The sequence below is a fragment of the Saccharospirillum sp. HFRX-2 genome (genome assembly GCF_043196805.1).
Lineage (GTDB): Bacteria > Pseudomonadota > Gammaproteobacteria > Pseudomonadales > Natronospirillaceae > Saccharospirillum.
The window spans coordinates 18,015-40,443 of sequence record NZ_JBEBMU010000001.1 but is presented as its reverse complement, the minus strand read 5'-3'; the positions used below and the strand labels follow the sequence as shown (position 1 = coordinate 40,443).

Below are 22,429 nucleotides of genomic sequence, written 5' to 3'. Positions count from 1 at the left end.
TGAAAGCCATGAATGACCAGAACGGCGACTGGAGCCATTACCGATCCTTTTTGGCGGTGGTGCACGAAGGCAGTCTGTCGGCGGCGGCGCGGCGCCTGCATCTGACGCAACCGACGCTGGGCCGGCATATCGATGCGTTGGAACAGCAGCTGGGCCGGGCTTTGTTTGCGCGGGGTCGCAATGGACTGGAGCCGACCGAAGCGGCGCTGGCGCTGATTCCGCATGTGGAAGCCATGCATGCCGCCGCCGATGCCTTGCTGCGCGAAGCCTCGGGTGAAGCGAGCGAACCCAGCGGCACCATTCGAGTGACCGCCAGCGAAGTGGTCGGTTGTGAAATTCTGCCGCAGATACTGGTGCCGTTTCGCCAGCGTTATCCGGCGATTGCGCTGGAGCTGGCGACGTCCGACCGGGTCACCAACCTGCTGATGCGCGAAGCCGATATCGCCATTCGCATGACCGAACCGAATCAGGGCGCACTGGTGGCGCGGCATCTGGGTCAGGTCGAGGTGGCGCTCTATGCGCATCGGGATTACATCGCTCGGCGCGGTATGCCGAAACACAAGCACGATGTGAACGGCCATGCGCTGATCGGTTTCGATCGCGACGACACCGCGGTGCGCGTGCTGCGCGAACACGACTTCAAACTGGAACGGACCGATTTCGACCTGCGCACCGACAATAATGCCGCTCAGTTGGCCGCCATTCGCTGTGGCCTTGGCATCGGCCCGATGCAGTGCAAACTGGCCGATCGCGATCCGAATCTGGTGCGCGTGCTGGCCGACAGCGTGCGCTTTGAATTGCCCATGTGGCTGGCGATGCATGAGTCATTGCGCTCGGTGCGGCGGGTGCGGTTGTTGTTCGATCACCTGGCCGAATCCTTGCGTGACTGGGTGGCTGACTAAGCATCCCTTGATACACTAGCGCGTCGATTTGACCCCGGAGAACCCCCATGACCCTGACTCGATCCAGAATGCTCTGGGCCGCCGGCTTGTTGGCTGTGTTGATAGTGGCGCTGAGTATTTTCTGGCACCAACGCTATCAGCAGCGTCATGTTCAGGCGCCGCAGCAATTGCTGACGCATTTGGGGGAAGTGGCACTGGGAGAGACGGCGCTGGATCCGGCATATCTGTTGGTGGAAACGCTGGCTGAGCAACAGCGGCTCTGGCTGAGCGACCAACTGCTGGCGGACTTGAGTGGCAGCGGTCATCCCGATCCGCAAGCGGCGGTACAGGCTTTATTGCCACGCGCCGGTGCTCGTCTTGATGATGCCGCTGGTCTGGCTGAGGCGCTGACACCGCGCTTGCAAGCGTTACCGGAACCGCCCTGGGCGTTGTTGGTCGAAGAATCCCGTCTCTGGCAGATTCAGGCGGGCGATTATTGTCTGAGCATCGGTTTTCAAGGCAGCGCTGCGCCGGCCTTATGGCAGTGGCGCGACTTCAGTCACTGTCCGGACGCCAGCGATTGATGCGCCGAGCGTCCCAGATATCGATCACCGGGCCCTGCTCCGTGGCGGCCTGATGCACCAGGACCCGCGCCAATTGTTGTGCTTCAACCGGCTGGTAACGGCTCAGTCGGCCCGTGAGCAACGGCGAAACGGCGCGTCCAAGCAAGGCGCCCAGCCGCTCTGCCAACCGAAATTCCTGCCGCTCACCGAGTAACAGTGACGGTCGCAGCAGCGTCAGGCGTTGGAAACTGAGCGCGATCAATTCCTGCTCGGCCTGGCCCTTGGTGCGCAGATACAGATTGCGGCTGTCGGCATCGGCGCCGACGCTCGACACCGCCAGGCAATGGCGCACACCGCGATCGCGTGCCCAATGTGCGACCTGCGCAACCAGATCACGATCCACCGCGATAAACGCCTCGGCGGAGCCAGCGCTGCGCAAAGTGGTGCCCAGTGAGCAGATCAGGCTGCCGCCGCTGAGATCGAGACCGGCGGTATCGGTTTCCAATTGCTTGAAGTCGACCACTTGCACCGCCTGATGCGGCAAGGCCGGCGGTACCGGTCGACGTACCAGCAACCAGCAGGGATCGAAGTGATCGGCGGTGAGTCTGGGCGCGACGGCCTGGCCGACCAGACCGGTGGCGCCCACCAGCACGGTGGCGGTCATGCGAACATTTCCTGACGTTGTGGCCGGTTGGCACAGAAGTCGGCCACGGCCATGGGTTCAGCAAGATGGAAGCCCTGAAAATAGTCGACTTCCATCTGCTTCACCACGCTGAGAATGTCGTTGGAATGCACGTGCTCGGCGACGGTGCGGATGTTCAGATCCTGACACAACTGCACCACCCGTTTGACCAGAATGCGGCTGACTTCGCTTTCGTCCAGATTGCGAATCAGGCTGCCGTCGAGCTTGATCCAGTCCGGTTTCAGATGCAGCACGCGCTCTAAATTGGAGTAGGCGCTGCCGAAATCGTCGATGGCCAGTTTGCAGCCCAGACGGCGCAATTCCATCAGGGTGATGGCGAAGCGCTGAAATTCACGCAGGCCATCGGACTCGACAATTTCCAGCGTTACCCGCTCGGCTTCGATGCCCGAGCGCAGCCAGTGCTTGAGCCGTTCGATTAACTCGGTATTGCCCAGATCGCGGGCGGTAAAATTCAGCGTGAAACCGATGTTCAGGTCTTTGAGCAACCGGAAGGTTTCGTCGATCATGCGCATCGACAGACGCGGATACAGCTGCGTCGGTTTGACCAGATCGAGAAAATCCCCGGGCGCGTAAATGCGGCCATCCTGGCGAATGCGAATCAGCGCTTCGACGTGTGGCACCTCGCCACGGGCATTGAATAACGGCTGGATAAAGGGCTCGACTTCATCGTTGGCCAGCGCCGTCCGTACCCGGCCGAGCCAGATCAGGCCGTCGCGTTTGTGCTTGTCGTTTCCGGGCATATCCAACGCCCGGGCGATGGGTAACTGATGATGGTAGGCATGACGCCGCGCTTCCGAGGCTTTGATCAATAAATCTTCCGGGCCGGGCGTCATGTTGGGCGGCAATTCGTCGCGGTGGGCGGTGCCGGCGGTCAACAGAATCGGCAGGACGTTGCGCACCCGTTCGGCGCTGAACACATCGGACTGATCCTGCAAGCGTTCGGTTAATTGCGCCATGCCGCGGAAGAACGTCTGATTCGGGCAGGCATCGGGCGCAACGATCAAAAATTCGTTGGGCGAGCCGCGAAACACCAGCGCCGTGGTCGGCAGTAATTCCGGCAGATGGTTTTGGATGGCCTGACTTAAATCACCCAGTAGCTGGTCGCCGATGGCGTAACCATAAAGGTTATTAATCTGGCGCAGGTTGTTCACTTTCAGGCTGCACACCTGAGCGATGGGCCAGGGGTCGGCATCGCGCAGACACTGCAACAGACCGACGCGGTTGGCGAGGCCGGTGATGGCATCGGTTTCGTATTTGCGAAACAGCTCGCGGGTTTTGACTTTCACTTCCGCTTCCAGGTCGCGATTGACCTGATCCAGGTCTTTGACCGATTCGCGAATCAGATGAAACAGCGGCGTCAGCGCATTGCTCTGGTAGGTCACCAGTGGTTTGCGCTGCGCCGGATCTTCCGCCAGCGCCAATACCGTCAGATGATGTTGCAGCGATCGAGTGCGACCGTTTTCGTGGTGCAGTTCGTCCGCACAATAGGCGCCGCTCAACGGTGCCAGCTGGCGCAGCGGCGTCAGTTCCAGATCGGGCCCGCCACTGTCGCTGGAGGCGCGCGCCTGGCAGTTGAACGCCAACAGTAATTCCGGGCGTTGTTCGTAGAGTTGTTGGGCGCCCTTGCTCAGGGCTTCACGGCTGATCGACGGATGGCTGTAGGCAAAACGCACCTTGTCGCCGACCTGCAAGGGTTCGGACAACTGAAAGCCACCGCCGCTGAGGTTGTCGATGGGCACGCAGAGTCGCTGCTGGGCGCCGTCGATGTGCATCAACGGAAAATGGCGATAGTCGGCGGGATTCAGCGGCTGGTTATCATTGAGGTAGGTGTCGTACAGCGACTGTACCGAACGATTGTCCAGCTCATACAATTGGTTGCCGGAAGCTTTGGTGACCGTCCAGTTGCGACCGATCTGATGCCATTGGTTAAAGGCCAGCGACTGCACCATCAGGCTCGGGTTATCGAGCGTCACCACCAGGCAATGATTGGGATGCACCAAGCCATTGGCGAACACCCAGCCGCCAAGCTGATCGGTCATCCGACCGCCAGCGACGACCACGTGCGGATGCTGCTGGTTCACCCAGTGAAAGAGATCATCGCAGGCTGGCGCCGGGTCGCTGAAGAAGGTCAGTGCCAGGCGGGTGTGATCGGCAATCAGCGGGCGATACAGTTGCTCGCCCAGTGTTTTCAGGTCGGCTTGCCAGGGCAATGCCTGGCAGCGTATCTCGGTGCGTTCAAACTGCAGACACTGCACCAGCACTTCGCCTTCGGCCAGCGGACCGCGGTTCAGAATAGGCCCGCACTGGGTGCCGACAACCGTCGCCTTGGGCCACAGGGCTTCAAACCAGGGCAGCATGGGTTGCAGAGTGTCGGCGGTGGTGTTGGCGAAAATAAGGATCAGTAGATTGGCGTGGTCGGGAAAGCGTCGCTGGAACTTTCCGAGCTGTTGCAGGCCGTCCTCGACGCCTGGTCGGAACGAAAAAGACGCTATCTGTACGGCCATAATCAGAGGGCTGAATGTGTTAGTGTTTTGTAAGTCTATGTTAAAGATCGGTACGTTGGAAACCGCTTATGACGCGGGCTCTACTATCGATGGTCGAACAGCCGCATTGTTCGTCAAGACGAACAGCGGTTGATTATCACCCAGGAGACAAAGCTTTGGCGGCAGACTCGCCCAACCCGATTTCGCCCAACCCAGATTCGCTCACTAGCGTTTCGCCCAATCCGGTTTCGCAGTGGTTCGTCTATATAGTGCGTTGCGCCGATAACAGTTTGTACACCGGCGTGACCACCGACCCGCAGCGTCGCTTGCGTGAACATAACGGCGAGCTGGTGGGTGGTGCGCGTTATACCCGGGCGCGGCGGCCGGTGACGCTGGTCTATAGAGAAGTCTGCGCCGATCGCAGCGCCGCCGGTCAGCGCGAGGCGGCCATCAAAGCGCAATCGCGGCAGCAGAAACTCGCCTTAATGGCAAGGTGCAGCGATACGCGCACCGAAGCGGTGCGTTAACGCTGTCATCTTTCATTCATGGCTCTGTCATACGGCGTCTCTAGGCTGGCAGGGCGAAACTTGACTGCCTGTTCAGGCGCCGCCGAATCCGGCTTGGTTTTTGCTGCTAAGACCGCCGCAAAGCAAGGGTCCACTTTTGTTTCGGTTTAATGACGAAGTCGTTAAAGTGATTCAGCCCGTTCTGACCGAAGAGTCAGGACCTGACAAAACCACCAGCTGTTGGCAACAACATGGAGAGCATAATAATGAAATCGCTACTGCCCGTTTCCCTGGGTCTGGCAATCGCACTGAGCGGTTGTGCGCTGATGGGTCCGAGCTATGAGCCGGACACCGATTACCACCTGACTATTCTGCACACTAACGATCACCACGGTCGTTTCTGGCGCAATGACGACGGCGAATACGGTATGGCCGCCCGCAAAACGCTGATCGACAGCATCCGCGCCGAAGTCGAAGCCGAGGGTGGCGAAGTGCTGTTGCTGTCTGGTGGTGACATCAACACCGGCGTGCCGGAATCCGATCTGCAAAACGCCGAACCCGATTTCCTCGGCATGGCCATGCTCGACTACGACGCCATGGCGGTCGGCAACCACGAATTCGATAACCCGCGCGATGTATTAATGCAGCAAGCCGACTGGGCTGGCTTCCCGTTCCTGTCCGCCAACATTGTCTACACCGACAGCGGCAAAACCCTGTTTAAGCCCTATGAAATGTTCAACGTCCAGGGCTACAAGGTGGCGGTAGTCGGTTTCACCACCGAAGACACCGTTAAGATCGCCAACCCTGAATACATGACCGACCTGTCGTTCCTGACCCCGGTTGATGTCGCCGCTGACCTGATTCCGGAACTGGATGCCAAATCCGACCTGGTCATCGCCGTCACTCACATGGGTCACTACGCCAACGGCAACTACGGCGGCAATGCGCCGGGCGACGTTACCCTGGCGCGCAGCGTTGACGGCATCGACGTTATCGTCGGTGGCCACAGCCAGAACCCGCTGTTCGAACCAGACGTGCAGAACAACACCCTGATTCTGCAGGCCTACGAATGGGGCAAGTACGTTGGCCGTCTGGACCTGACGCTGCGTAACGGCGAAATTGTCGATTACCGCTACGACCTGATTCCGGTCAACCTGCTCGACGACAACGACCAACTGATGCGCGCTGAAATCGCCGAAGACGAAGACATGCTCGCCATGCTGACGCCTTATCAGGAATCCGGTGCCGAAGCATTGAACACCGTCATCGGCAGCGCCAATGGCGACTTCATTGGCGACCGCGCCATTGTGCGTAACGAACCGACCAACCTGGGTGTATTGATTGCCCGCGCCCAACGCGCGCGCACCAACGCCGACGTTGGCATCATGAACTCCGGCGGCATTCGTGCCGACCTGGAAGGTGGCGACATTACCTACAAAGATGTGCTCACCGTGCAGCCGTTCGGCAACATGCTCGCCTACGTCGATTTCACCGGTGCCGAGCTGATGAACTACCTGAACGCAGCCGCCGAGAAAGAAGCCGGCAGCGGTGCGTTTGCTCAGTTCGATGGTGTGCAATTGAAAATCATCGACGGTGAAGTAGTCGAAGCCAAGGTCGGTGGTGAGCCGATTGACCCGAGTCAGACCTACCGTCTGTCGGTCAACTCCTTTACCGCCTCTGGCGGTGACGGCTACCCGAACATCACTGAGCATCCGAACTACGTGAACTCCGGTTTTGTCGATGCCGACATGCTCGCCGATTACATCGAGCGCAACAGCCCGCTCGACATCGCCGACTATGAACCCGGTATGGCGGTGGTGCGCGACTGATTGTTCAGTCGGTAACGCTATAAACAAAGGTCGCTTCGGCGGCCTTTTTTAATGTGCACAAGCTAGGCGCTGCTCAGCGTTTCGCAACAGACCATTGCACAAACAGCCCCTTCGGCTCGCCCCTGGCTGTGGTATGATCCGCGCGCCATTTCCTTCGACCACCCGCAGCAAGAGCCGATCATGAGCAAGAATTCTCTCGATAAGAGCAAGATTCGCATCCTCCTGTTGGAAGGTGTCCACCAGAGCGCGTTGGATACCCTGAACAAGGCGGGCTACACCAATATTGAATACCTGAAGGGTTCACTGCCCGAAGCCGAGCTGATCGAGAAGGTGCGTGATGCGCACTTTATCGGCATTCGTTCGCGTACTCAGTTGACCCGCGCCGTGTTTGAGGCCGCCGATAAGCTGGTGGCCGTGGGTTGTTTCTGCATTGGCACCAATCAGGTTGATTTGAACGCCGCCAGCGAGCATGGCGTGGTGGTGTTCAACGCGCCCTATTCGAACACCCGCTCGGTCGCCGAACTGGTGTTGGCCGAGGCCATTTTGCTGTTGCGCGGTGTGCCGGAGAAAAACGCGGTGTGCCATCGCGGTGGCTGGCAGAAAAGCGCCGTCGATAGTTACGAGATTCGCGGTAAAAAACTGGGCATTGTCGGTTACGGCAGCATCGGCACTCAGCTGGGTGTGCTGGCCGAAGGCCTGGGTATGGAAGTGATCTTCTACGATATGGTCACCAAGTTGCCGCTGGGCAATGCGCGCCAGGTTGGCTCGATGAATGCGCTGCTGGCCGAGGCCGATGTGGTCACCCTGCACGTGCCGGAAACCGCCTCCACCAAGTGGATGATGGGCGCCGATCAGTTCCGCCGTATGAAACCCGGCTCGGTGTTTATTAATGCCTCACGCGGCACGGTGGTGGATATCGATGCGCTGGCAGCGGCCCTGGCTGAGAAGAAATTGCTCGGCGCAGCCGTTGATGTATTCCCCACCGAACCACGCAGCAACGACGACGAATTTATCTCGCCGCTGCGCGAGTTCGACAATGTGATCCTGACGCCGCACGTCGGTGGTTCCACTCAGGAAGCGCAGTACAACATTGGTATTGAGGTCGCAGAAAAGCTGGCGCTGTATTCCGATAATGGCACCTCGCTGTCGGCGGTGAACTTCCCTGAGGTGGCGTTGCCGTCGCATCCGGATGCGCATCGCATTCTGCACATTCACCACAACGTGCCGGGCGTGATGTCGGAGATTAACCGCATCTTTTCTGAGAACGACATCAACATCATCGGTCAGTATCTGCAGACCAACGATAAGGTTGGTTATGTGGTCATCGATGTGGCTCAGGAATGTTCACTGAAGGCATTGGAAAAAGTGCGCGAAGTGAAAGCCACCATGCGCACGCGCATCCTGTTCTGATGCGCTGGCGGCTGTCATAATCGGCGGCTGTTTTGATCAAAGGACGTGTGGATGCCCGTTTCGCTGTGGCGCAAGCTGGTGTGGGTTACAGGCGCTGTGGCGGTTTCTGCCTGCATGACCAACCCCGGCCAGTCCGAGCTGACCAGTTGCACCTATCCGGATAGCTCCCGTACACCGGCGCCTGGTTTTATTTGCGGTCAGTCACTGGAAGGCTATCCGCTGACGCGGCTGATTTCGTCGCCATCGAGTGACACCTCGGCCGAGCAGCGCATCGAAAACGGCCGCCGGTCGATTCAGAACCAACTGGTGTTGGAATGGACCCAGGCCTGGTACTCGGCTTTGCCGGGAACTCAGCGTGACCGTGCCCAGGCTCTGGTTTACGACTGGCTCAGCGAAGAGCTGCGGGTGGTGCGTACCCGCACCAGTCCGGCCGGCACCATCTGGATTTTGGTCGGCCTGAACCGCACCGCTGAGCAAGCGCGCGAGGTGCTCGACAGACGCCTGCGCTCGGCCGGCATCACGCCGCCGCAACCCTCAACCGAACAGGAATTGCCATGATCGCCACGCTTCGTCTGCCTGCCGCCTTGCTGATTCTGGTCGCTTTGCTGACCCCGGCCTACGCCTATGAACAAGGCTCCCTGCTGGTTTGGGTCGATCCTGGCCGCGATATCGATAAACTGACCCGCTTGGCCGAAGCCTACAGCGACCGCACCGGTGTGACCGTGGAAGTGGCGGCACCGGAACAAGGTCGGCGCGCTTTCCAGCAGCGCGAAGTGGATAACGACGGCCCCGATATCTACATCGGTCAGCATCAGGATCTGACCGACTGGGTATTGGGCGGAATCGTCAATCCCATTGAGCCGCGCAGTGCTGCGCGCAATGCCGTCAACGAAGCCTATTGGTCGGTATTGAGCCACTCCGGCGTGGTCTATGGCTATCCGCTGGCGGTTGAAGGCGCCTTGCAGGCGTGCAATGCCGACCTGGTCGATGCGCCTTTCGATAACTGGCAGGCGGTGTGGCAGGCCGAGGCGAGTCTGGCGCGTCAGAATGCGCAGCCGTTGTTGTTCGATGCCACCAACCTCTATCTGAATTATGGTCTGATGACGCCTCAGGGCGGTTATGTTTTTGGCCATGACGAAAACGGTGCCTTGAATACCCAGGATGTGGGTTTGCGTGACCCGGCAGCGGTGACGGCGCTGTCGTTTATGCAGTCGATGATCGAAGGCGATCTGCTGCCCGGTCGACTGACCACCGAAGACGTCGACGCCGCCTTTACCGCTGAGCGCACCGCCTGTGTGCTGACCGCCGCCAATGCCCTGCCGGACTATGAAGCGGCGGGTGTGGACCTGGTGGTTGGTCCTTACCCCAGTTTGAGTGGCCGACCTGGCCGTGGTTTCGCTGAAGTGACGGCGGCCTTTATCAATTCAGCAACACCGAACAAGACGCTGTCGCGGCAATTTATTGAAAACCAATTGCTCACCGAGGCCGGTTTTGAAGCCTTGGCGCAGACGCTGGCGCCGGCGGCCCCGTTGCACGAAACGGTGCTGGCAGACTGGCAGGATGATGAAGCCTGGCATGCCCAAGCCTGGTCAGTCTGGCAAGACGCAGAGCCACAGCCATCGGTTCCGGCAATGGGGTTGTACTGGATGTTTGGCAGCGCTGCGGTGAAAGCCATTTTGGAACAGCAGGCGCCCATTCAGTCGACACTGGCCGAAGCGGCCGCTCAGATTGCCGAGCTGGCGGTGATTCCCGAGCCGGTCGAAGAAGAGGCTGAGTAAGATGTTTGTGCATCGCTGGAATACTGGGGAAGCGGTCGATCTGCCGGTCGGTAAAGCCGTCTGTGTGGGTCGCAATTACGCCGAGCACGCCCGCGAGCTGAACAACCCGGTGCCGACCCAACCCTTGCTGTTTCATAAGCCGGCCAGTGCTTTTTGTGAGCTGGAAGGCGAGCTGCAACTGAGGCGTCCGGCGCTGCATTTTGAAACTGAGTTGGCGCTGCTGATTGGCGCGCCCTTGACGGCCGCCAGCGAAGATCCCTGGGCGGCGGTGATTGGCGTTACCCTGGCGCTGGATCTGACCGATCGCGACCTGCAAGCCGAATTAAAACAGGCTGGCCACCCGTGGGAGCGCGCCAAGGCGTTCGATGGTGCCTTACCGCTCGGTTCCTGGTTACCAATTGCCCAGATGCCGGCGCAGGTGGCGGACTGGTCCTATCGTCTGACCCTGAATGGCGCGCCGCGTCAGCACGGTCAGATCAACCAGATGCTCTGCCCGCCGCTTGAGTTGTTACGGCTGATACTGGCCGATTTCAGCCTGCAGCCGGGCGATGTGGTGCTCACCGGTACGCCGGCCGGTGTGGGCGTTTTGTCCGCCGGTGATCAATTGCTGTTCGAGCTTGATGACACGGATTGGCAGCTGCGCACCGAGGTTGCCGCCTCCGGCTCTTGACAGTTGCGACGGCTCAGGCAAAGGTGCCGAAGTCTCTATTGTTGTCTCGGTGTGCTTTGATGCGAGTCTTTTGGTTGTCTGTTGCGGTGGTATTGAGCCTGGCCGGTTGTGCCAATCTGGGTGTCGATGAGGTTTATCAGTCACCGACCTTTCAGCATCAGGGCAGTCAACTGACGGCGCTGAGCTGGCAACAACTGGATGGCCGCAGTCGCGTCATCATCGATAATCCCAATGCCTATTCCCTGCCCATTCAATCGCTGAGCGCTGAACTCTGGCTCAATGGCGAACCCTGGCTACAACTCGACAGCCCGCCGATTTCCGGCTTGCCCGCTGGCCGTTCAACCACCGTCGATCTGGATTGGTCGCTGGCGGTGTCTGGCGTGTTCGACCGCGTGGCCAACGCCTATGAAAACGGCGAAGTGGAATTGACGCTGCACCTGTCGCCGACGGTCAATGTACCGGTGCTGGGTTCGCGTCAGTTGCAATGGCAGCAAGCCTTTGCGGTGCCGGTACCGCGTTTGCCCAAGGTGCAGTTGGCGGACTGGCGGGTCGATAGCATCAATTTGACGTCGGTAACGCTGGAGCTGGATCTGCTGCTGGATAATCCCAATCGCTTTGGCTTGAGCACCGGACCCGTTGAGTTGGCGGTGCGTCAAGGTTCAACGCCGATGTCGGCGGTGAGTCTGTCACCGGTGTCGATGGGCGCGGGCGAAAAGCGCATGCAGTCGACGCGGTTACGTCTGGATTATGGCGATCTGGGCAGCACCCTGATCTCGGCTTTGCGCGATGGCACCTGGCCGAGCAATCTGCAATTGCAATGGAGCGCGCCGGTCCGCAGCCCGGATTTGGGGCTTGATCTGCCCGATTTTGTCGGTGAGGTGGCGTTGTGAGCCGCGTCCAAACGGCCTTGCTGCTGAGCTGTTTCTGGCTCAGTACTGCGTTCAGTACGACGGCCGCGGCTTCGACGCTCAGTGAGGTCCGCGCTAAAGATCAGCTCGATTGTGGTGTCTCAACCGGTATTCCCGGCTTTTCCAACCCCGATAATCAGGGTCACTGGAGTGGCCTCGACGTCGATATCTGTCGCGCCGTCGCTGCGGCGGTCTTGGGTGATGCCAATAAGGTGCGCTTTACGCCGCTGACACCGGGCGATCGTTTTTCGGCGCTGTCGTCCGGCGAGATTGATATGTTGTCGCGCAACACCACCTGGACGCATTCGCGCGATACCACCCTGGGCATGATCTTCGCCGGCATCGCCTTTTACGATGGTCAGGGCTTTATGGTGCAACGCACCTCGGGCATCGAGAGTGTTGACGATCTGGGCGGCGCGGCGGTCTGCGTGCAGGGTGGCACCACCAGCGAACTCAACTTGGCCGATTATTTTCGCGAGCATGGCCTGAATTATCAGCCGGTGTCTTTCGGCACCTCTGACCTGGCGCTGGAAGGTTTTCAGGCGGGACGTTGCGCGGTGTTGTCGTCGGATCTGTCGCAGCTCTATGCGCTGCGCACCCGGCTGGAAAAGCGCGACAGCGTGCTGATGCTGCCGGAAGTGATTTCCAAAGAGCCCCTCGGCCCGGCCGTTCGGCAGGACGACATGCAGTGGTACAACATCGTCAAGTGGACGCTCTATGCCCTGGTTAATGCCGAGGAATACGGCGTGACCCAGACCAATGTCGATGCCATGCGCCGCTCCAACAAGCCGGTGATCCAGCGCATGCTGGGCGTCAATGGCGATACTGGTCGCGCTATGGGACTGTCTGCCGACTGGGCTTATCAGATTGTCCGGCAGGTGGGTAACTACGGCGAGATATTTGATCGCAATATCGGCCCGGATACGCCCTTGGGTTTCGATCGCGGTCTGAATGCGCTGTGGAGCCAGGGCGGTTTGTTGTACGCGCCGCCGCTGCGCTGAATTCATTGTTAATCGGTAACTCTGGCTGGCCTTGGCGTCGGTTTATGTCTTGACAGTAATATACCTTATTGGTTATATAACTGACTTGGAACTTAATGCATCCTGGCTTGTTTAAACCAGTCTGAAAAGGAGATGGTTATGTCAATTGCTTTGTGGGTCATCCAGGTGGTGCTGGCCTGGTTCGCCGTCGCGGGCGGCTATTTCCAGCTGTTTAAATTCGCCGATCTGAAAACCTCGGTGGTGGCGATGCAGCAACTGCCGCAGGGCGTTTGGGCAGTATTGGGCGCGGTTGGCATCGTTGCTGGTCTGGGTCTGGTGTTTCCCGCCGCTGTTAAAATAATGCCAGTCGTGACGCCCATAGCCGCCGCCGTCATGCTGGCACATTCGTTGTTGATCGCCGCGTTCTATTTGTATTTCGGTGACAAAGCGCCACTGCCCTATGTGTTGGTGATGGCGCTGTTGGCGGCGATCATTCTCTATGGCCGGTTAACAATCTCGGCCTGATGCCGGAACGAAGGGGAGGTCGATCAGGATGGAAACCAGCTTTAATGTTGTCGCCGAACCCAACCGACGCGCCATTCTCGATATGCTGCTCGACTCTGAGCGCTCGGTCAGCGAAATAGAGCAGGCGCTGACTTTGTCACAGCCGTCGGTCTCCAAACATTTGCGCATCCTGCGCGAGGCGGGTTTTGTTGAGTCGCGAGTGGAAGCTCAGCGTCGTCTGTATCGGCTGAGACCGGAACCGCTGATGGAACTGGACGCCTGGCTGGCGCCGTTCCGTCGTTACTGGTCAGCGCAGATCGATAAGCTGGAGGCGCATCTTGACGGGCTTGCCGACGATGCATCGAGCGAGGATTGAAACATGAGCAATGCAGATCATTATCAGGCCGGTGACGCTCAGGGCGCCCGCATCGAACAAAAGGGTGACGACTGGGTGTTGGTGGTGGAGCGGCACTTGCGTCATTCACCGACCAAGGTGTGGCAGGCCATTACCGACCCGGAGCAACTGCGTCAGTGGGCGCCGTTCGATGCCGATCGCAACCTGGCGCAAACCGGGGCGGCCAGGTTATCCACGGTCGGCACACCCGAGCCGCATGTGACCGAGACACAAATCAAACGCGCCGAAGCGCCGACCTTGCTGGAACTGAGCTGGGGCGATAGCGACATGCGCTGGCAACTGGAGGCGCTCAATGATGGCGGCACCTTGCTGACGCTGTGGCACAGCATCGGTCGCGACCACATCGCCATGGGCGCTGCGGGCTGGCATATCTGCTTTGATGTGTTGCGACACTATCTGGAAGGCGATCCGCTGGGACGGATTGTCGGGCCGGATGCCATGGCACACGGCTGGCCGAAGTTGCATCAGCAATACGCTGAGCAGTTTGAGGCCAGGCGCAGCGGCAAGGCCTGATCCGCTCTTACCGCTGATCCGGTTTTACAGAAAGCGCCGCGCCTGGGAGTAGTGGTTGATCCAATAACGGTTGGACAATGACGACACCGTCACCCCGCGCGACGAAGAGGCGTGCATAAAACGGTCATTATCGAGGTAGATGCCGGCGTGCTGCTCTTTGCCGGCGATGCGGAAGAACACCAGGTCGCCGGGCTGTAACTGATCAAGCCGGACAAACTGACCGCCATTGAGCATTTGCGCCGTGGTGCGCGGCAGGTCGGTGTGGCCCAGCGCTTCACGATAGGCGGTTTTGATAAAGCCCGAGCAATCAAAACCGGCCGGGGTGCTGCCACCGTAAACGTAAGGCACGCCCTGATAACGCGTATAAACCTGCTCGAAGCGCAGTACCAGGTCCGACTGCAAGGCGGTGTTCGAGCCTTCCATGCTCTGGTAACTGGCACAGCCCATCAGCACCAGGCTCAGCAACAAAGCTGGCCAGGACAGGCGATGTGACCAGGGCATGGGTGTTGATGACATGGTGGGGTCCTTCAGGCTTTGGCTCGGCTTTACCGCGATGGTAGCGGAGCCAAAGCCGTCATCAACACTATCTTTACAGTTGTTGTTTACAGTAAAGACACCAGGCCCAGCTTGACGCTCAGGCTGATGTTCAGGCCTTCGGCCGCCTCAATGCCACCGAGCAGATAACCGCCTTCCAGTGAAAAGCGGGCGCGGTCGCTCAGCGGCGTGGGGATATCAGCTTCGACAAACAGCTGGGTACCCAGACCGTCGGGGCCATAGAGTCCGTCCAGTCCATAGCGGAAGCTTTCGCTGTGGTTCAAGGCTGAAACGATACCCAGACTGCCGTAGTAGGGTTCGACGACGGCGGCGCGCAGCCGGTAACCCAGATCGATGTCGCTGTTGGAATCGAAGCGCAGACCGACGAAATAGCTTTGATCCAGATCGTTCAAAATGCCGAACAGGTTCTGACCCACTTCCAGCTGGTTGCGATGGCGATAGGCGACCTCTTCCACCCGGTCGCCTTCTTCGATCAGCGCCTTGGCCAGGTCGTAATGATCGGAGCGGGCGATTTCGCCGCGAGCGATGTTGTCGTTGACCTCATTGATGCGGATCTGGCCAACCATTTCGCGGAATGACTGGTCGGAATCAATCGGTTTGATGTCTTTGTAGATGGCGAAGTAACTGCCGGCGGTGATGCCGGACTGACGGCCGAGGTTGATCGCCACTTCGTTATCGAGTTTTGACAGCACCTCGCCTTCGACGCGAATGTCCGGGGCGGTCATTTCGACCCAGTCGTTATTGCGAATCGACAGTCGGCCGAGCTTGATTTCGCCAACCGAATAAACGCCGCTGACCGAGGTGACTTCAATGATGCCGGTCTGGTTATCGACATAGCCGTAGCTTTCACCGCGACTGTCGCGAATTTCCTCGCCGCGACGGAACACCCGATACAGCTGACCGACTTCCACGCCGGCGCTTTCACCGAGATCGAAGTAGAGCCGATCGGCGGTGACCCGGACCACCGAACCCAGCTCGCGGAATTCGCGTTTGAGCATCAGCGGCAGTTCGTATTCCAGCTGCGCCAGAATGGATTGCACATCGCGGGTGTTAAAATCGAGCGAGCGCTGCATCTGCAGTTCGCCGTTGGCAACGCCATAAAAGGATGTTGTCAGCGTGGACGAACCCCAGCCGTGCGGGTACAGCGTCACGACGGCCAGGGTGGTCAGGTCGGCGCGCTTGGCCGCATCGACCATGGCGGTGATCTTGGCCTGGCTGTCGGGCCGTTCGGATGTTTTGGCGGTGGCGACCTGATAATTGCGTAACTGGTTGATGGCTTCACTGGCGACCAGGCGCAGATCCGGGCGGCTGGACAGGTTGTCGTCATCCAGGTCGGTGACCAGGAGCAGGTTTTGCGCCAAACAGAGGCTACTTGCGACCCATAACAGGGTGCAGACTGAAAGCTTGCGAATCACAAAGGCGGTCCTAACAGGGGTTGAATGCCCAAGTATAGCTGCCTCCCACCAGATGCAAGCCGAGCGGCGCCTCGCGACCATCTTCTAAGGTGCCGGTAAAACTCGTATAATCGCCGCCCCATTTTTCCGGGCTGGTTAAAAACTGAACGTGACTGGCTCGGGTTCAACCGTTCGAGGTGAAGCGTGGATTTTCCCAAGCGTTATCAGGTGGTGGTGATCGGTGGCGGTCACGCCGGTACCGAAGCGGCGTTAGCTGCGGCCCGCACCGGTGCGCAGACGCTGTTGCTGACGCATAACATCGAAACCGTCGGGGTGATGTCGTGCAACCCGGCCATCGGTGGCATCGGCAAGAGTCATCTGGTGAAAGAGATCGATGCGCTCGGCGGCGCCATGGCGCGCGCCACCGACCGCGCCGGCATCCAGTTCCGCATGCTCAACAGCCGCAAAGGCCCGGCGGTACGCGCCACTCGCGCCCAGGCCGACCGTGCGCTGTACCGCGCCGCCATTCGCGACATCGTCGAAAATCAGCCCAATCTGGAGATCTTTCAGCAGGGCGCTGACGATCTGTTGATCGAGAACGATCGCGTCACTGGCGTCGTTACTCAAACCGGTATCCGCATTCTCGCCGACACCGTGGTGTTGACCGCCGGTACTTTCCTGGGCGGTAAGATTCACGTCGGCATGCAGAATTATGCTGGCGGTCGCATGGGCGATGCGCCGAGTAATTCGTTGTCGGCTCGGCTGCGCGAACTGCCGTTGCGCGTCGGCCGGCTGAAAACCGGGACTCCGGCGCGTATCGATGGCCGCAGCCTCGACTATTCCAAAATGACCGTGCAGCCGGGCGACGCGCCGCTGCCGGTGATGTCCTATATGGGTTCGGTGGAGGAGCATCCGGAGCAGGTGAACTGCTGGATCGCCCACACCACCGAGCAGACCCACGACATCATTCGCGCCAATCTCGATCAGTCGCCGATGTTCGCCGGCGAAATCGAAGGCATCGGTCCGCGCTATTGTCCGTCAATCGAAGACAAAGTGACCCGTTTCGCCGACAAAACCAGCCATCAGGTGTTTGTCGAGCCGGAAGGGTTGAGCACCTTTGAAGTCTACCCGAACGGCATTTCCACCAGCCTGCCGTTCGATGTGCAGGTCGACTTTATCCGCACTATTCAGGGCTTCGAGAACGCGCACATTACCCGGCCGGGTTACGCCATCGAATACGACTATTTCGACCCGCGCGACCTGCGTCATACCCTGGAAACGCGCTATATCGAAAACCTCTATTTCGCCGGTCAGATCAACGGCACCACCGGCTATGAAGAAGCCGGCGCTCAGGGTCTGCTGGCTGGCCTGAACGCGGCGCGCCGGGCGCTTGGCGAAGACGGCTGGTATCCGCGTCGTGACGAAGCCTATCTGGGCGTTTTGGTCGATGACCTCATCACGCTGGGCACTCAGGAGCCGTACCGGATGTTCACCAGTCGCGCTGAATATCGGTTGTTGCTGCGTGAAGACAACGCCGATGCGCGCCTCACCGAAACCGGTCGCAAGCTGGGCTTGGTCGATGATCAGCGCTGGGCGGCTTTCAGCACCAAACAAGACGCCATTGCCATTGAGAACGAACGCTTAAAAAGCACCTGGGTGCAGCCGGGCTCGGCCCAGGCTCAGCAGTTGGCCGAGCGTCTGGACCAACCGCTGTCGCGCGAAACTACATTGCGCGATCTGCTCAAGCGGCCGCAGTTGAATTACCACGATATTGAGGCACTGGTGCCGAGCGAGGCGACGTTGAGCGACGCCATTCGTCAGCAGGTAGAAATCAGCGCTAAGTACGAAGGCTATATCCAGCGTCAGCAGGATGAGATCGAAACGCTGCGCCGCCATGAAAACATGGCGTTGCCGGATGACTTCGATTACAGCCGGGTTGGCGGCTTGTCCAACGAAGTTAAGCAAAAGCTGGAACAGTCACGTCCGGAAACCCTGGCTCAGGCAGCACGGATTTCAGGTGTAACACCGGCGGCGGTTTCCGTGTTGTTGATCCATCTGAAGAAACGTTCGCTGGGTCATACTGCGGTTAAAGACAGCGCATGAGTGATGCCTGGCGCGCCGAACTGGAAGCCGGCATAGACGCACTCGAACTGGATGTCGAGACGGCGGCGATCGAACGGTTGCTGGCGTATCACGCTCTGCTGGTGAAGTGGAATAAAGCCTACAACCTGACCTCGGTACGCGATCCGGGCGAGATGATTTCTCGTCATCTGATTGATTCGCTCGCCATCCTGCCTTTTGTCGATGCCAGCGATCTGCTCGATGTTGGCACCGGCCCGGGTTTGCCGGGCATGGTACTGGCGTTGGTGCGGCCGGAGCAGGCGGTGACGCTGCTCGACAGCAACGGCAAAAAGACGCGCTTTTTAACGCAGGTGCGGCTGGACCTGGGTGTGGATAACGCCACCGTGGTGCACAACCGTCTGGAAAGTTGGCAGCCGCAGCGCCACTTTGCACAAATCAGTTCACGGGCCTTTGCCACCCTGGATGAGATGGTGGCAAAATCCAGACACCTGTTGGCCCCCGCCGGTCGTTTTTTGGCAATGAAGGGCCGCTACCCTCAGGACGAGCTCGATGCCCTGCCTAACGGCGTGGTGTGTGATGCTGTCCATTCGCTGAATGTGCCAGGCACCTCCGGCGCTCGACATCTGGTACAGTTGTCGATCCGGGATGTATAAGGATGCGATCTTGACTCAGATTTTCGCTATCACCAATCAGAAAGGCGGCGTCGGCAAGACGACCACCGCCATCAATCTGCCGGCCTCGCTGGTGGCCATGAAGCGCAAAGTGCTGGTGGTCGATCTGGACCCTCAGGGCAATGCCACCATGGGCAGCGGCATCGACAAGAACGATGTCGAGCTGAGCGTCTATGATGTTCTGACCAGTCGCTGCGCCTGCGCCGATGCTGTGGTGCGCGCCGAAAATGCCGGCTACGACATTCTGCCCGCCAATGGCGATCTGACCGCGGCCGAAGTCGAACTGATGCCGATGAAGATGAAAGAGCATCGTCTGCAATACGCCTTGGCCGAGATCAAGCAAAATTACGAATACATCTTTATCGACTGCCCACCGTCGCTGAACATGCTCACGGTCAATGCACTGGCGGCGGCCGAGCAGGTGTTGATTCCGATGCAGTGCGAATACTACGCACTGGAAGGTCTGGCGGCGCTGATGGAAACCATTGGTTCCATTCAGAAGGTGGTTAACCCGGGCCTGACCATAGGTGGCTTGTTGCGCACCATGTACGATCCGCGCAATAGCCTGACCAACGATGTTTCCGACCAGCTGAAGAATCACTTCGGCGACAAACTCTACTCTTCGGTGATTCCCCGTAACGTTCGTCTGGCCGAAGCGCCCAGTTACGGTACACCGGTACTGCAATACGATCGCACCTCCAAAGGCGCCCTGGCTTATCTGGCACTGGCGGGCGAGATGGTGCGTCGGGTTGAAGGTGTCAAAGCACCCGAAGCGGCTGAAATCACAGGATAACGATGACAATGTCACCGAAAAAACGAGGTCTCGGACGCGGTCTGGATGCACTGATTACCACCCGCGAAGAAGTGGAAGCCATTTCCGAGCAGCCGGTTAAGGAAGTGCGCGACGGCAGCCTGCGCGAATTGCCCATTGAGTGGGTGCAGCGTGGCGTTTATCAGCCACGTCGCGATATGTCGGCTGAAGGGTTGGAAGAGCTGGCCGCCTCGATTCGTGCTCAGGGTGTCATGCAGCCGGTGGTGGTGCGTCCCGTCGGTCCGCAGAGTTTCGAATTAATTGCCGGTGAACGTCGCTGGCGCGCTTCGCAGATGGCGGGTCTGGATACCATTCCGGCGGTGGTGCGTGATGTGCCCGATGAAGACGCCATCGCCATGGCGCTGATCGAAAACATCCAGCGCGAAAACCTCAATCCGATGGAAGAAGCCTTTGCTTTGCAGCGGCTGCAAAAAGAGTTCGAACTGACTCAGGCCGGTGTGGCTGAGGCGGTGGGTAAGAGTCGGGTTACCGTCACCAATCTGCTGCGTTTGATCAGCCTGGAAGACGAAGTGCGTCGCCTCCTTGAACACGGCGATCTGGAAATGGGTCATGCCCGCGCCCTGCTGGGTTTGCAAGGCAATACCCAGGTGGAAGCCGCGCGTCAGGTGGTGGCTAAAGGCATGACGGTACGCGCCACCGAGCAACTGGTGCGCAATCTGGCCGAAGGCCGCAAGTCAGAGACGCCGGCCGCTGCCAAACCGGACGCCAACATCAAGAACCTCGAAGAAATGTTGTCACAGCGCCTGGGCGCCAATGTTGCCATCAAGCATGGTGCGCAAGGTAAAGGCTCTTTGGTGATTAAGTACAACAGCCTGGATGAACTGGACGGTATTCTGAACCACGTCAAATAAAAACAAACGCCGTTAGTTTGACGGTCGCAACCTCTTAGCCTGGTGGCTGTAACAAAGTGTTGCGACCTTTGGCGCATCTGTATTGAAGCCCCCGAACGAACCCAATATACTCACCCGGATTTTTTGGCTGGTGTCCGGTGGACAAAAGCGGGGCAATGCCCATTTCAGGCTAGCCCGCTGCCAAATGAGCTTCGGTATTGAGCGTTATGGCAGACGATAAAAACCGGAATCAGACCTTATTCAGGCCGGTTCGACCGCGCCCCATACCCCGCCCTACAGCCTGGCGGGTGTTGTTTGTTCAGGGGGTGTCAGCGGCCGTGATGTCCGTAGCCGTTGGTATCTGGTTTCCCGAGGTATTGGTATCTGTCGTGGTTGCAGCGCTTCTGGCGCTGCTGGCCCAGTTTTACTTTACCTGGCGAAGCATGCGTCACTATGGCGCCCGTCAGGTCGGCCTCTTTGTGATGGGTGCAACCCGAGGTCTGTTTGGTAAATGGATGATAGTGGCTGTCGGTTTGCTGGTGTTGTGGCACAACGCAAGCGGACCGGAAGCCCTGGCCATGTTACTGACCGTTATCGTCATCAATACGATAGCGGCAGTACTGGCCCCGATTCTGGTTAAGTGACCGCTCGTAAGGGCGGTAAACAAGGGGATTAGTACCTATGGCAAGCAGCGAAGGCGGTTACGCCAACGCGGGTGAGTACATTCAGCACCACCTGACGAACCTGACCTACGGCAAGTTGGAAGCGGGCAGTCATCTGTGTGATGGCAGCACCACCAATGAAGCCGTTTGGAAAGTGGCTCAATGCCACGAAGAAGTTGAGCACATGGGCTTCTGGGCTTTCCACCTGGATTCCATGATCTGGTCAATCGGCCTGGGCGCGGTGTTCCTGCTGTTGTTCGGGCTGGTGGCGCGCAAAGCGCATGCGGGTGTACCCACTGGCATTCAGAATTTTGTTGAAACCATCGTTGAGTTTGTCGACACCCAGGTGCGCGACATCTTCCACGGCCGCAACCCCTGGATTGCACCGATCGCACTGACGGTTTTTGTCTGGGTGTTCCTGTCGAACCTGATGGACATCATTCCGGTCGACCTGATTCCTTACAGCCTGGAACTGCTGGGCGTGAAGTATCACAAGATCGTACCGTCGACCGACCCGAACATTACTCTGGGTACCGCGACCTTCGTCTTCTTCCTGATGATCTACTACTCCTTCAAAGTGAAGGGTATGGGCTTCATCAAGGAACTGTCATTCACGCCGTTCAACCACTGGGCATTCGTACCTTTCAACCTGTTTTTGGAACTGGTGGGTCTGCTGGCCAAGCCGTTCTCACTGGGTCTGCGTCTGTTCGGTAACCTCTACGCGGCTGAGATGATCTTCATTCTGATCGCACTGATGTTCGGCGGTGGCATTTTCATTGCCATCTTCGGTGGTGCGCTGCAACTGGCCTGGGCCATCTTCCATATCATGGTGATCCCGCTGCAGGCCTTTATCTTCATGGTGTTAACCATCGTGTACCTGAGTCAGGCGCACGAAGACCATTGACGATTCACCGGTCCGATTCCAGGTGAATCGGACCAACTTTCTAAACCTTACTCTTTAAACTTGAGCTAAAAACTGAAACTTAGGAGAACGACATGGAACTGGTATACATTGCCGCTGCAATCATGATGGGCTTTGGCGCGATCGGTGCTGCGATCGGTATCGGCATCCTCGGTGGTAAACTGATGGAAGCCAGCGCTCGCCAACCGGAGCTGGGCCCTATGCTGCAAACCCGCTTCTTCATCGTTGCTGGTCTGATCGACGCCATCCCGATTATCGGTGTTGGTATCGCTATGTACCTCATCTTCGTGGTGGCTGGTTAATCCAAGCGCCCCTAGAGGTACTGTGATTAAACCAAC

Annotated in this window: 24 protein-coding genes; 20 read left to right on the top strand and 4 right to left on the bottom strand. The window is 58.8% G+C overall.

All coding sequences use genetic code 11. From position 1 onward, the window contains the following. Positions 1-8 precede the first annotated feature (8 nt). Positions 9-902 (top strand): LysR family transcriptional regulator, encoded by an 894-nt coding sequence (locus ABMA60_RS00225; protein ID WP_392797228.1) that lies wholly within the window; start codon positions 9-11, stop codon positions 900-902. A gap of 47 nt (positions 903-949) precedes the next feature. After that, on the top strand, positions 950-1,465 hold the full coding sequence (locus ABMA60_RS00220; RefSeq protein ID WP_392797226.1) for a hypothetical protein: 516 nt from the start codon (positions 950-952) through the stop codon (positions 1,463-1,465). On the opposite strand, the gene ABMA60_RS00215 is transcribed toward ABMA60_RS00220, so the two are convergent. Both ABMA60_RS00215 and ABMA60_RS00210 read right to left on the bottom strand, forming a co-directional pair. Further along, positions 1,437-2,108 carry an NAD(P)H-binding protein gene (locus ABMA60_RS00215; RefSeq protein WP_392797224.1) on the bottom strand — a complete coding sequence of 224 codons (672 nt, stop codon included), beginning with the start codon at positions 2,106-2,108 and terminating at the stop codon, positions 1,437-1,439. The genes ABMA60_RS00220 and ABMA60_RS00215 overlap by 29 nt on opposite strands. Beyond that, positions 2,105-4,651 (bottom strand): EAL domain-containing protein, encoded by a 2,547-nt coding sequence (locus ABMA60_RS00210; protein ID WP_392797223.1) that lies wholly within the window; start codon positions 4,649-4,651, stop codon positions 2,105-2,107. The genes ABMA60_RS00215 and ABMA60_RS00210 overlap by 4 nt, the downstream gene beginning before the upstream one ends. Before the next feature lie 155 nt (positions 4,652-4,806). On the opposite strand from ABMA60_RS00210, the gene ABMA60_RS00205 reads away from it, so the two are divergent. The 11 genes from ABMA60_RS00205 (at position 4,807) to ABMA60_RS00155 (ending at position 14,143) form a co-directional block, all read left to right on the top strand. After that, positions 4,807-5,157, top strand: a complete 351-nt coding sequence (locus ABMA60_RS00205; RefSeq protein WP_392797222.1) for a GIY-YIG nuclease family protein — start codon at positions 4,807-4,809, stop codon at positions 5,155-5,157. A gap of 245 nt (positions 5,158-5,402) precedes the next feature. After that, on the top strand, positions 5,403-6,965 hold the full coding sequence (gene ushA, locus ABMA60_RS00200) for a bifunctional UDP-sugar hydrolase/5'-nucleotidase UshA (RefSeq protein WP_392797220.1): 1,563 nt from the start codon (positions 5,403-5,405) through the stop codon (positions 6,963-6,965). A 180-nt stretch (positions 6,966-7,145) separates the two neighbouring features. Then, positions 7,146-8,375 carry a phosphoglycerate dehydrogenase gene (gene serA / locus ABMA60_RS00195; protein WP_392797218.1) on the top strand — a complete coding sequence of 410 codons (1,230 nt, stop codon included), beginning with the start codon at positions 7,146-7,148 and terminating at the stop codon, positions 8,373-8,375. A 51-nt stretch (positions 8,376-8,426) separates the two neighbouring features. Next, on the top strand, positions 8,427-8,933 hold the full coding sequence (locus tag ABMA60_RS00190) for a hypothetical protein (RefSeq protein ID WP_392797217.1): 507 nt from the start codon (positions 8,427-8,429) through the stop codon (positions 8,931-8,933). After that, positions 8,930-10,153 carry a hypothetical protein gene (locus ABMA60_RS00185; protein WP_392797215.1) on the top strand — a complete coding sequence of 408 codons (1,224 nt, stop codon included), beginning with the start codon at positions 8,930-8,932 and terminating at the stop codon, positions 10,151-10,153. Before ABMA60_RS00190 ends, ABMA60_RS00185 begins: the two co-directional genes overlap by 4 nt. A gap of 1 nt (position 10,154) precedes the next feature. Further along, on the top strand, positions 10,155-10,823 hold the full coding sequence (locus ABMA60_RS00180; RefSeq protein WP_392797213.1) for a fumarylacetoacetate hydrolase family protein: 669 nt from the start codon (positions 10,155-10,157) through the stop codon (positions 10,821-10,823). Positions 10,824-10,882: 59 nt separating this feature from the next. Then, positions 10,883-11,713: an LEA type 2 family protein gene (locus ABMA60_RS00175; protein WP_392797211.1), complete on the top strand. Its 831-nt coding sequence runs from the start codon at positions 10,883-10,885 to the stop codon at positions 11,711-11,713. Next, positions 11,710-12,732 (top strand): amino acid ABC transporter substrate-binding protein, encoded by a 1,023-nt coding sequence (locus ABMA60_RS00170; RefSeq protein ID WP_392797209.1) that lies wholly within the window; start codon positions 11,710-11,712, stop codon positions 12,730-12,732. The genes ABMA60_RS00175 and ABMA60_RS00170 overlap by 4 nt, the downstream gene beginning before the upstream one ends. A gap of 138 nt (positions 12,733-12,870) precedes the next feature. Further along, a complete protein-coding gene (locus ABMA60_RS00165; RefSeq protein WP_392797207.1) occupies positions 12,871-13,236 on the top strand; it encodes a DoxX family protein in 366 nt (121 codons plus the stop codon). A 28-nt stretch (positions 13,237-13,264) separates the two neighbouring features. Next, positions 13,265-13,591, top strand: coding sequence for an ArsR/SmtB family transcription factor (locus ABMA60_RS00160; protein WP_392797205.1), 327 nt, complete (start codon positions 13,265-13,267; stop codon positions 13,589-13,591). A gap of 3 nt (positions 13,592-13,594) precedes the next feature. Beyond that, the gene (locus tag ABMA60_RS00155; RefSeq protein WP_392797203.1) at positions 13,595-14,143 is read left to right on the top strand and encodes an SRPBCC family protein; all 549 of its coding nucleotides are present in this window, start codon (positions 13,595-13,597) and stop codon (positions 14,141-14,143) included. Positions 14,144-14,167: 24 nt separating this feature from the next. Here ABMA60_RS00155 and ABMA60_RS00150 read toward each other — a convergent pair whose 3' ends face one another. Further along, entirely contained in the window at positions 14,168-14,659 is a 492-nt protein-coding gene (locus ABMA60_RS00150; RefSeq protein WP_392797201.1) for a C40 family peptidase, read from the bottom strand. Between the two features lie 86 nt (positions 14,660-14,745). Beyond that, the gene (locus tag ABMA60_RS00145) at positions 14,746-16,113 is read right to left on the bottom strand and encodes a hypothetical protein (protein WP_392797200.1); all 1,368 of its coding nucleotides are present in this window, start codon (positions 16,111-16,113) and stop codon (positions 14,746-14,748) included. A gap of 183 nt (positions 16,114-16,296) precedes the next feature. Between ABMA60_RS00145 and mnmG the strand changes: the two genes are divergently transcribed. From mnmG to atpE, 7 genes are all read left to right on the top strand, one after another. Beyond that, a complete protein-coding gene (mnmG, locus tag ABMA60_RS00140) occupies positions 16,297-18,195 on the top strand; it encodes a tRNA uridine-5-carboxymethylaminomethyl(34) synthesis enzyme MnmG (RefSeq protein ID WP_392797199.1) in 1,899 nt (632 codons plus the stop codon). Then, complete coding sequence (rsmG, locus tag ABMA60_RS00135) at positions 18,192-18,827, top strand: 16S rRNA (guanine(527)-N(7))-methyltransferase RsmG (RefSeq protein ID WP_392797197.1); 636 nt, start codon at positions 18,192-18,194, stop codon at positions 18,825-18,827. Before mnmG ends, rsmG begins: the two co-directional genes overlap by 4 nt. Positions 18,828-18,837: 10 nt before the next feature. Continuing rightward, the gene (locus ABMA60_RS00130; RefSeq protein ID WP_392797195.1) at positions 18,838-19,638 is read left to right on the top strand and encodes a ParA family protein; all 801 of its coding nucleotides are present in this window, start codon (positions 18,838-18,840) and stop codon (positions 19,636-19,638) included. Positions 19,639-19,646: 8 nt separating this feature from the next. Further along, positions 19,647-20,528, top strand: a complete 882-nt coding sequence (locus tag ABMA60_RS00125) for a ParB/RepB/Spo0J family partition protein (RefSeq protein ID WP_392797193.1) — start codon at positions 19,647-19,649, stop codon at positions 20,526-20,528. Positions 20,529-20,734: 206 nt separating this feature from the next. Then, positions 20,735-21,151 (top strand): ATP synthase subunit I, encoded by a 417-nt coding sequence (locus ABMA60_RS00120; protein WP_392797191.1) that lies wholly within the window; start codon positions 20,735-20,737, stop codon positions 21,149-21,151. A gap of 37 nt (positions 21,152-21,188) precedes the next feature. Further along, positions 21,189-22,073, top strand: a complete 885-nt coding sequence (atpB, locus tag ABMA60_RS00115) for a F0F1 ATP synthase subunit A (protein ID WP_392797189.1) — start codon at positions 21,189-21,191, stop codon at positions 22,071-22,073. A gap of 92 nt (positions 22,074-22,165) precedes the next feature. After that, positions 22,166-22,393 carry a F0F1 ATP synthase subunit C gene (gene atpE / locus ABMA60_RS00110; protein ID WP_108163433.1) on the top strand — a complete coding sequence of 76 codons (228 nt, stop codon included), beginning with the start codon at positions 22,166-22,168 and terminating at the stop codon, positions 22,391-22,393. Positions 22,394-22,429 lie beyond the last annotated feature (36 nt).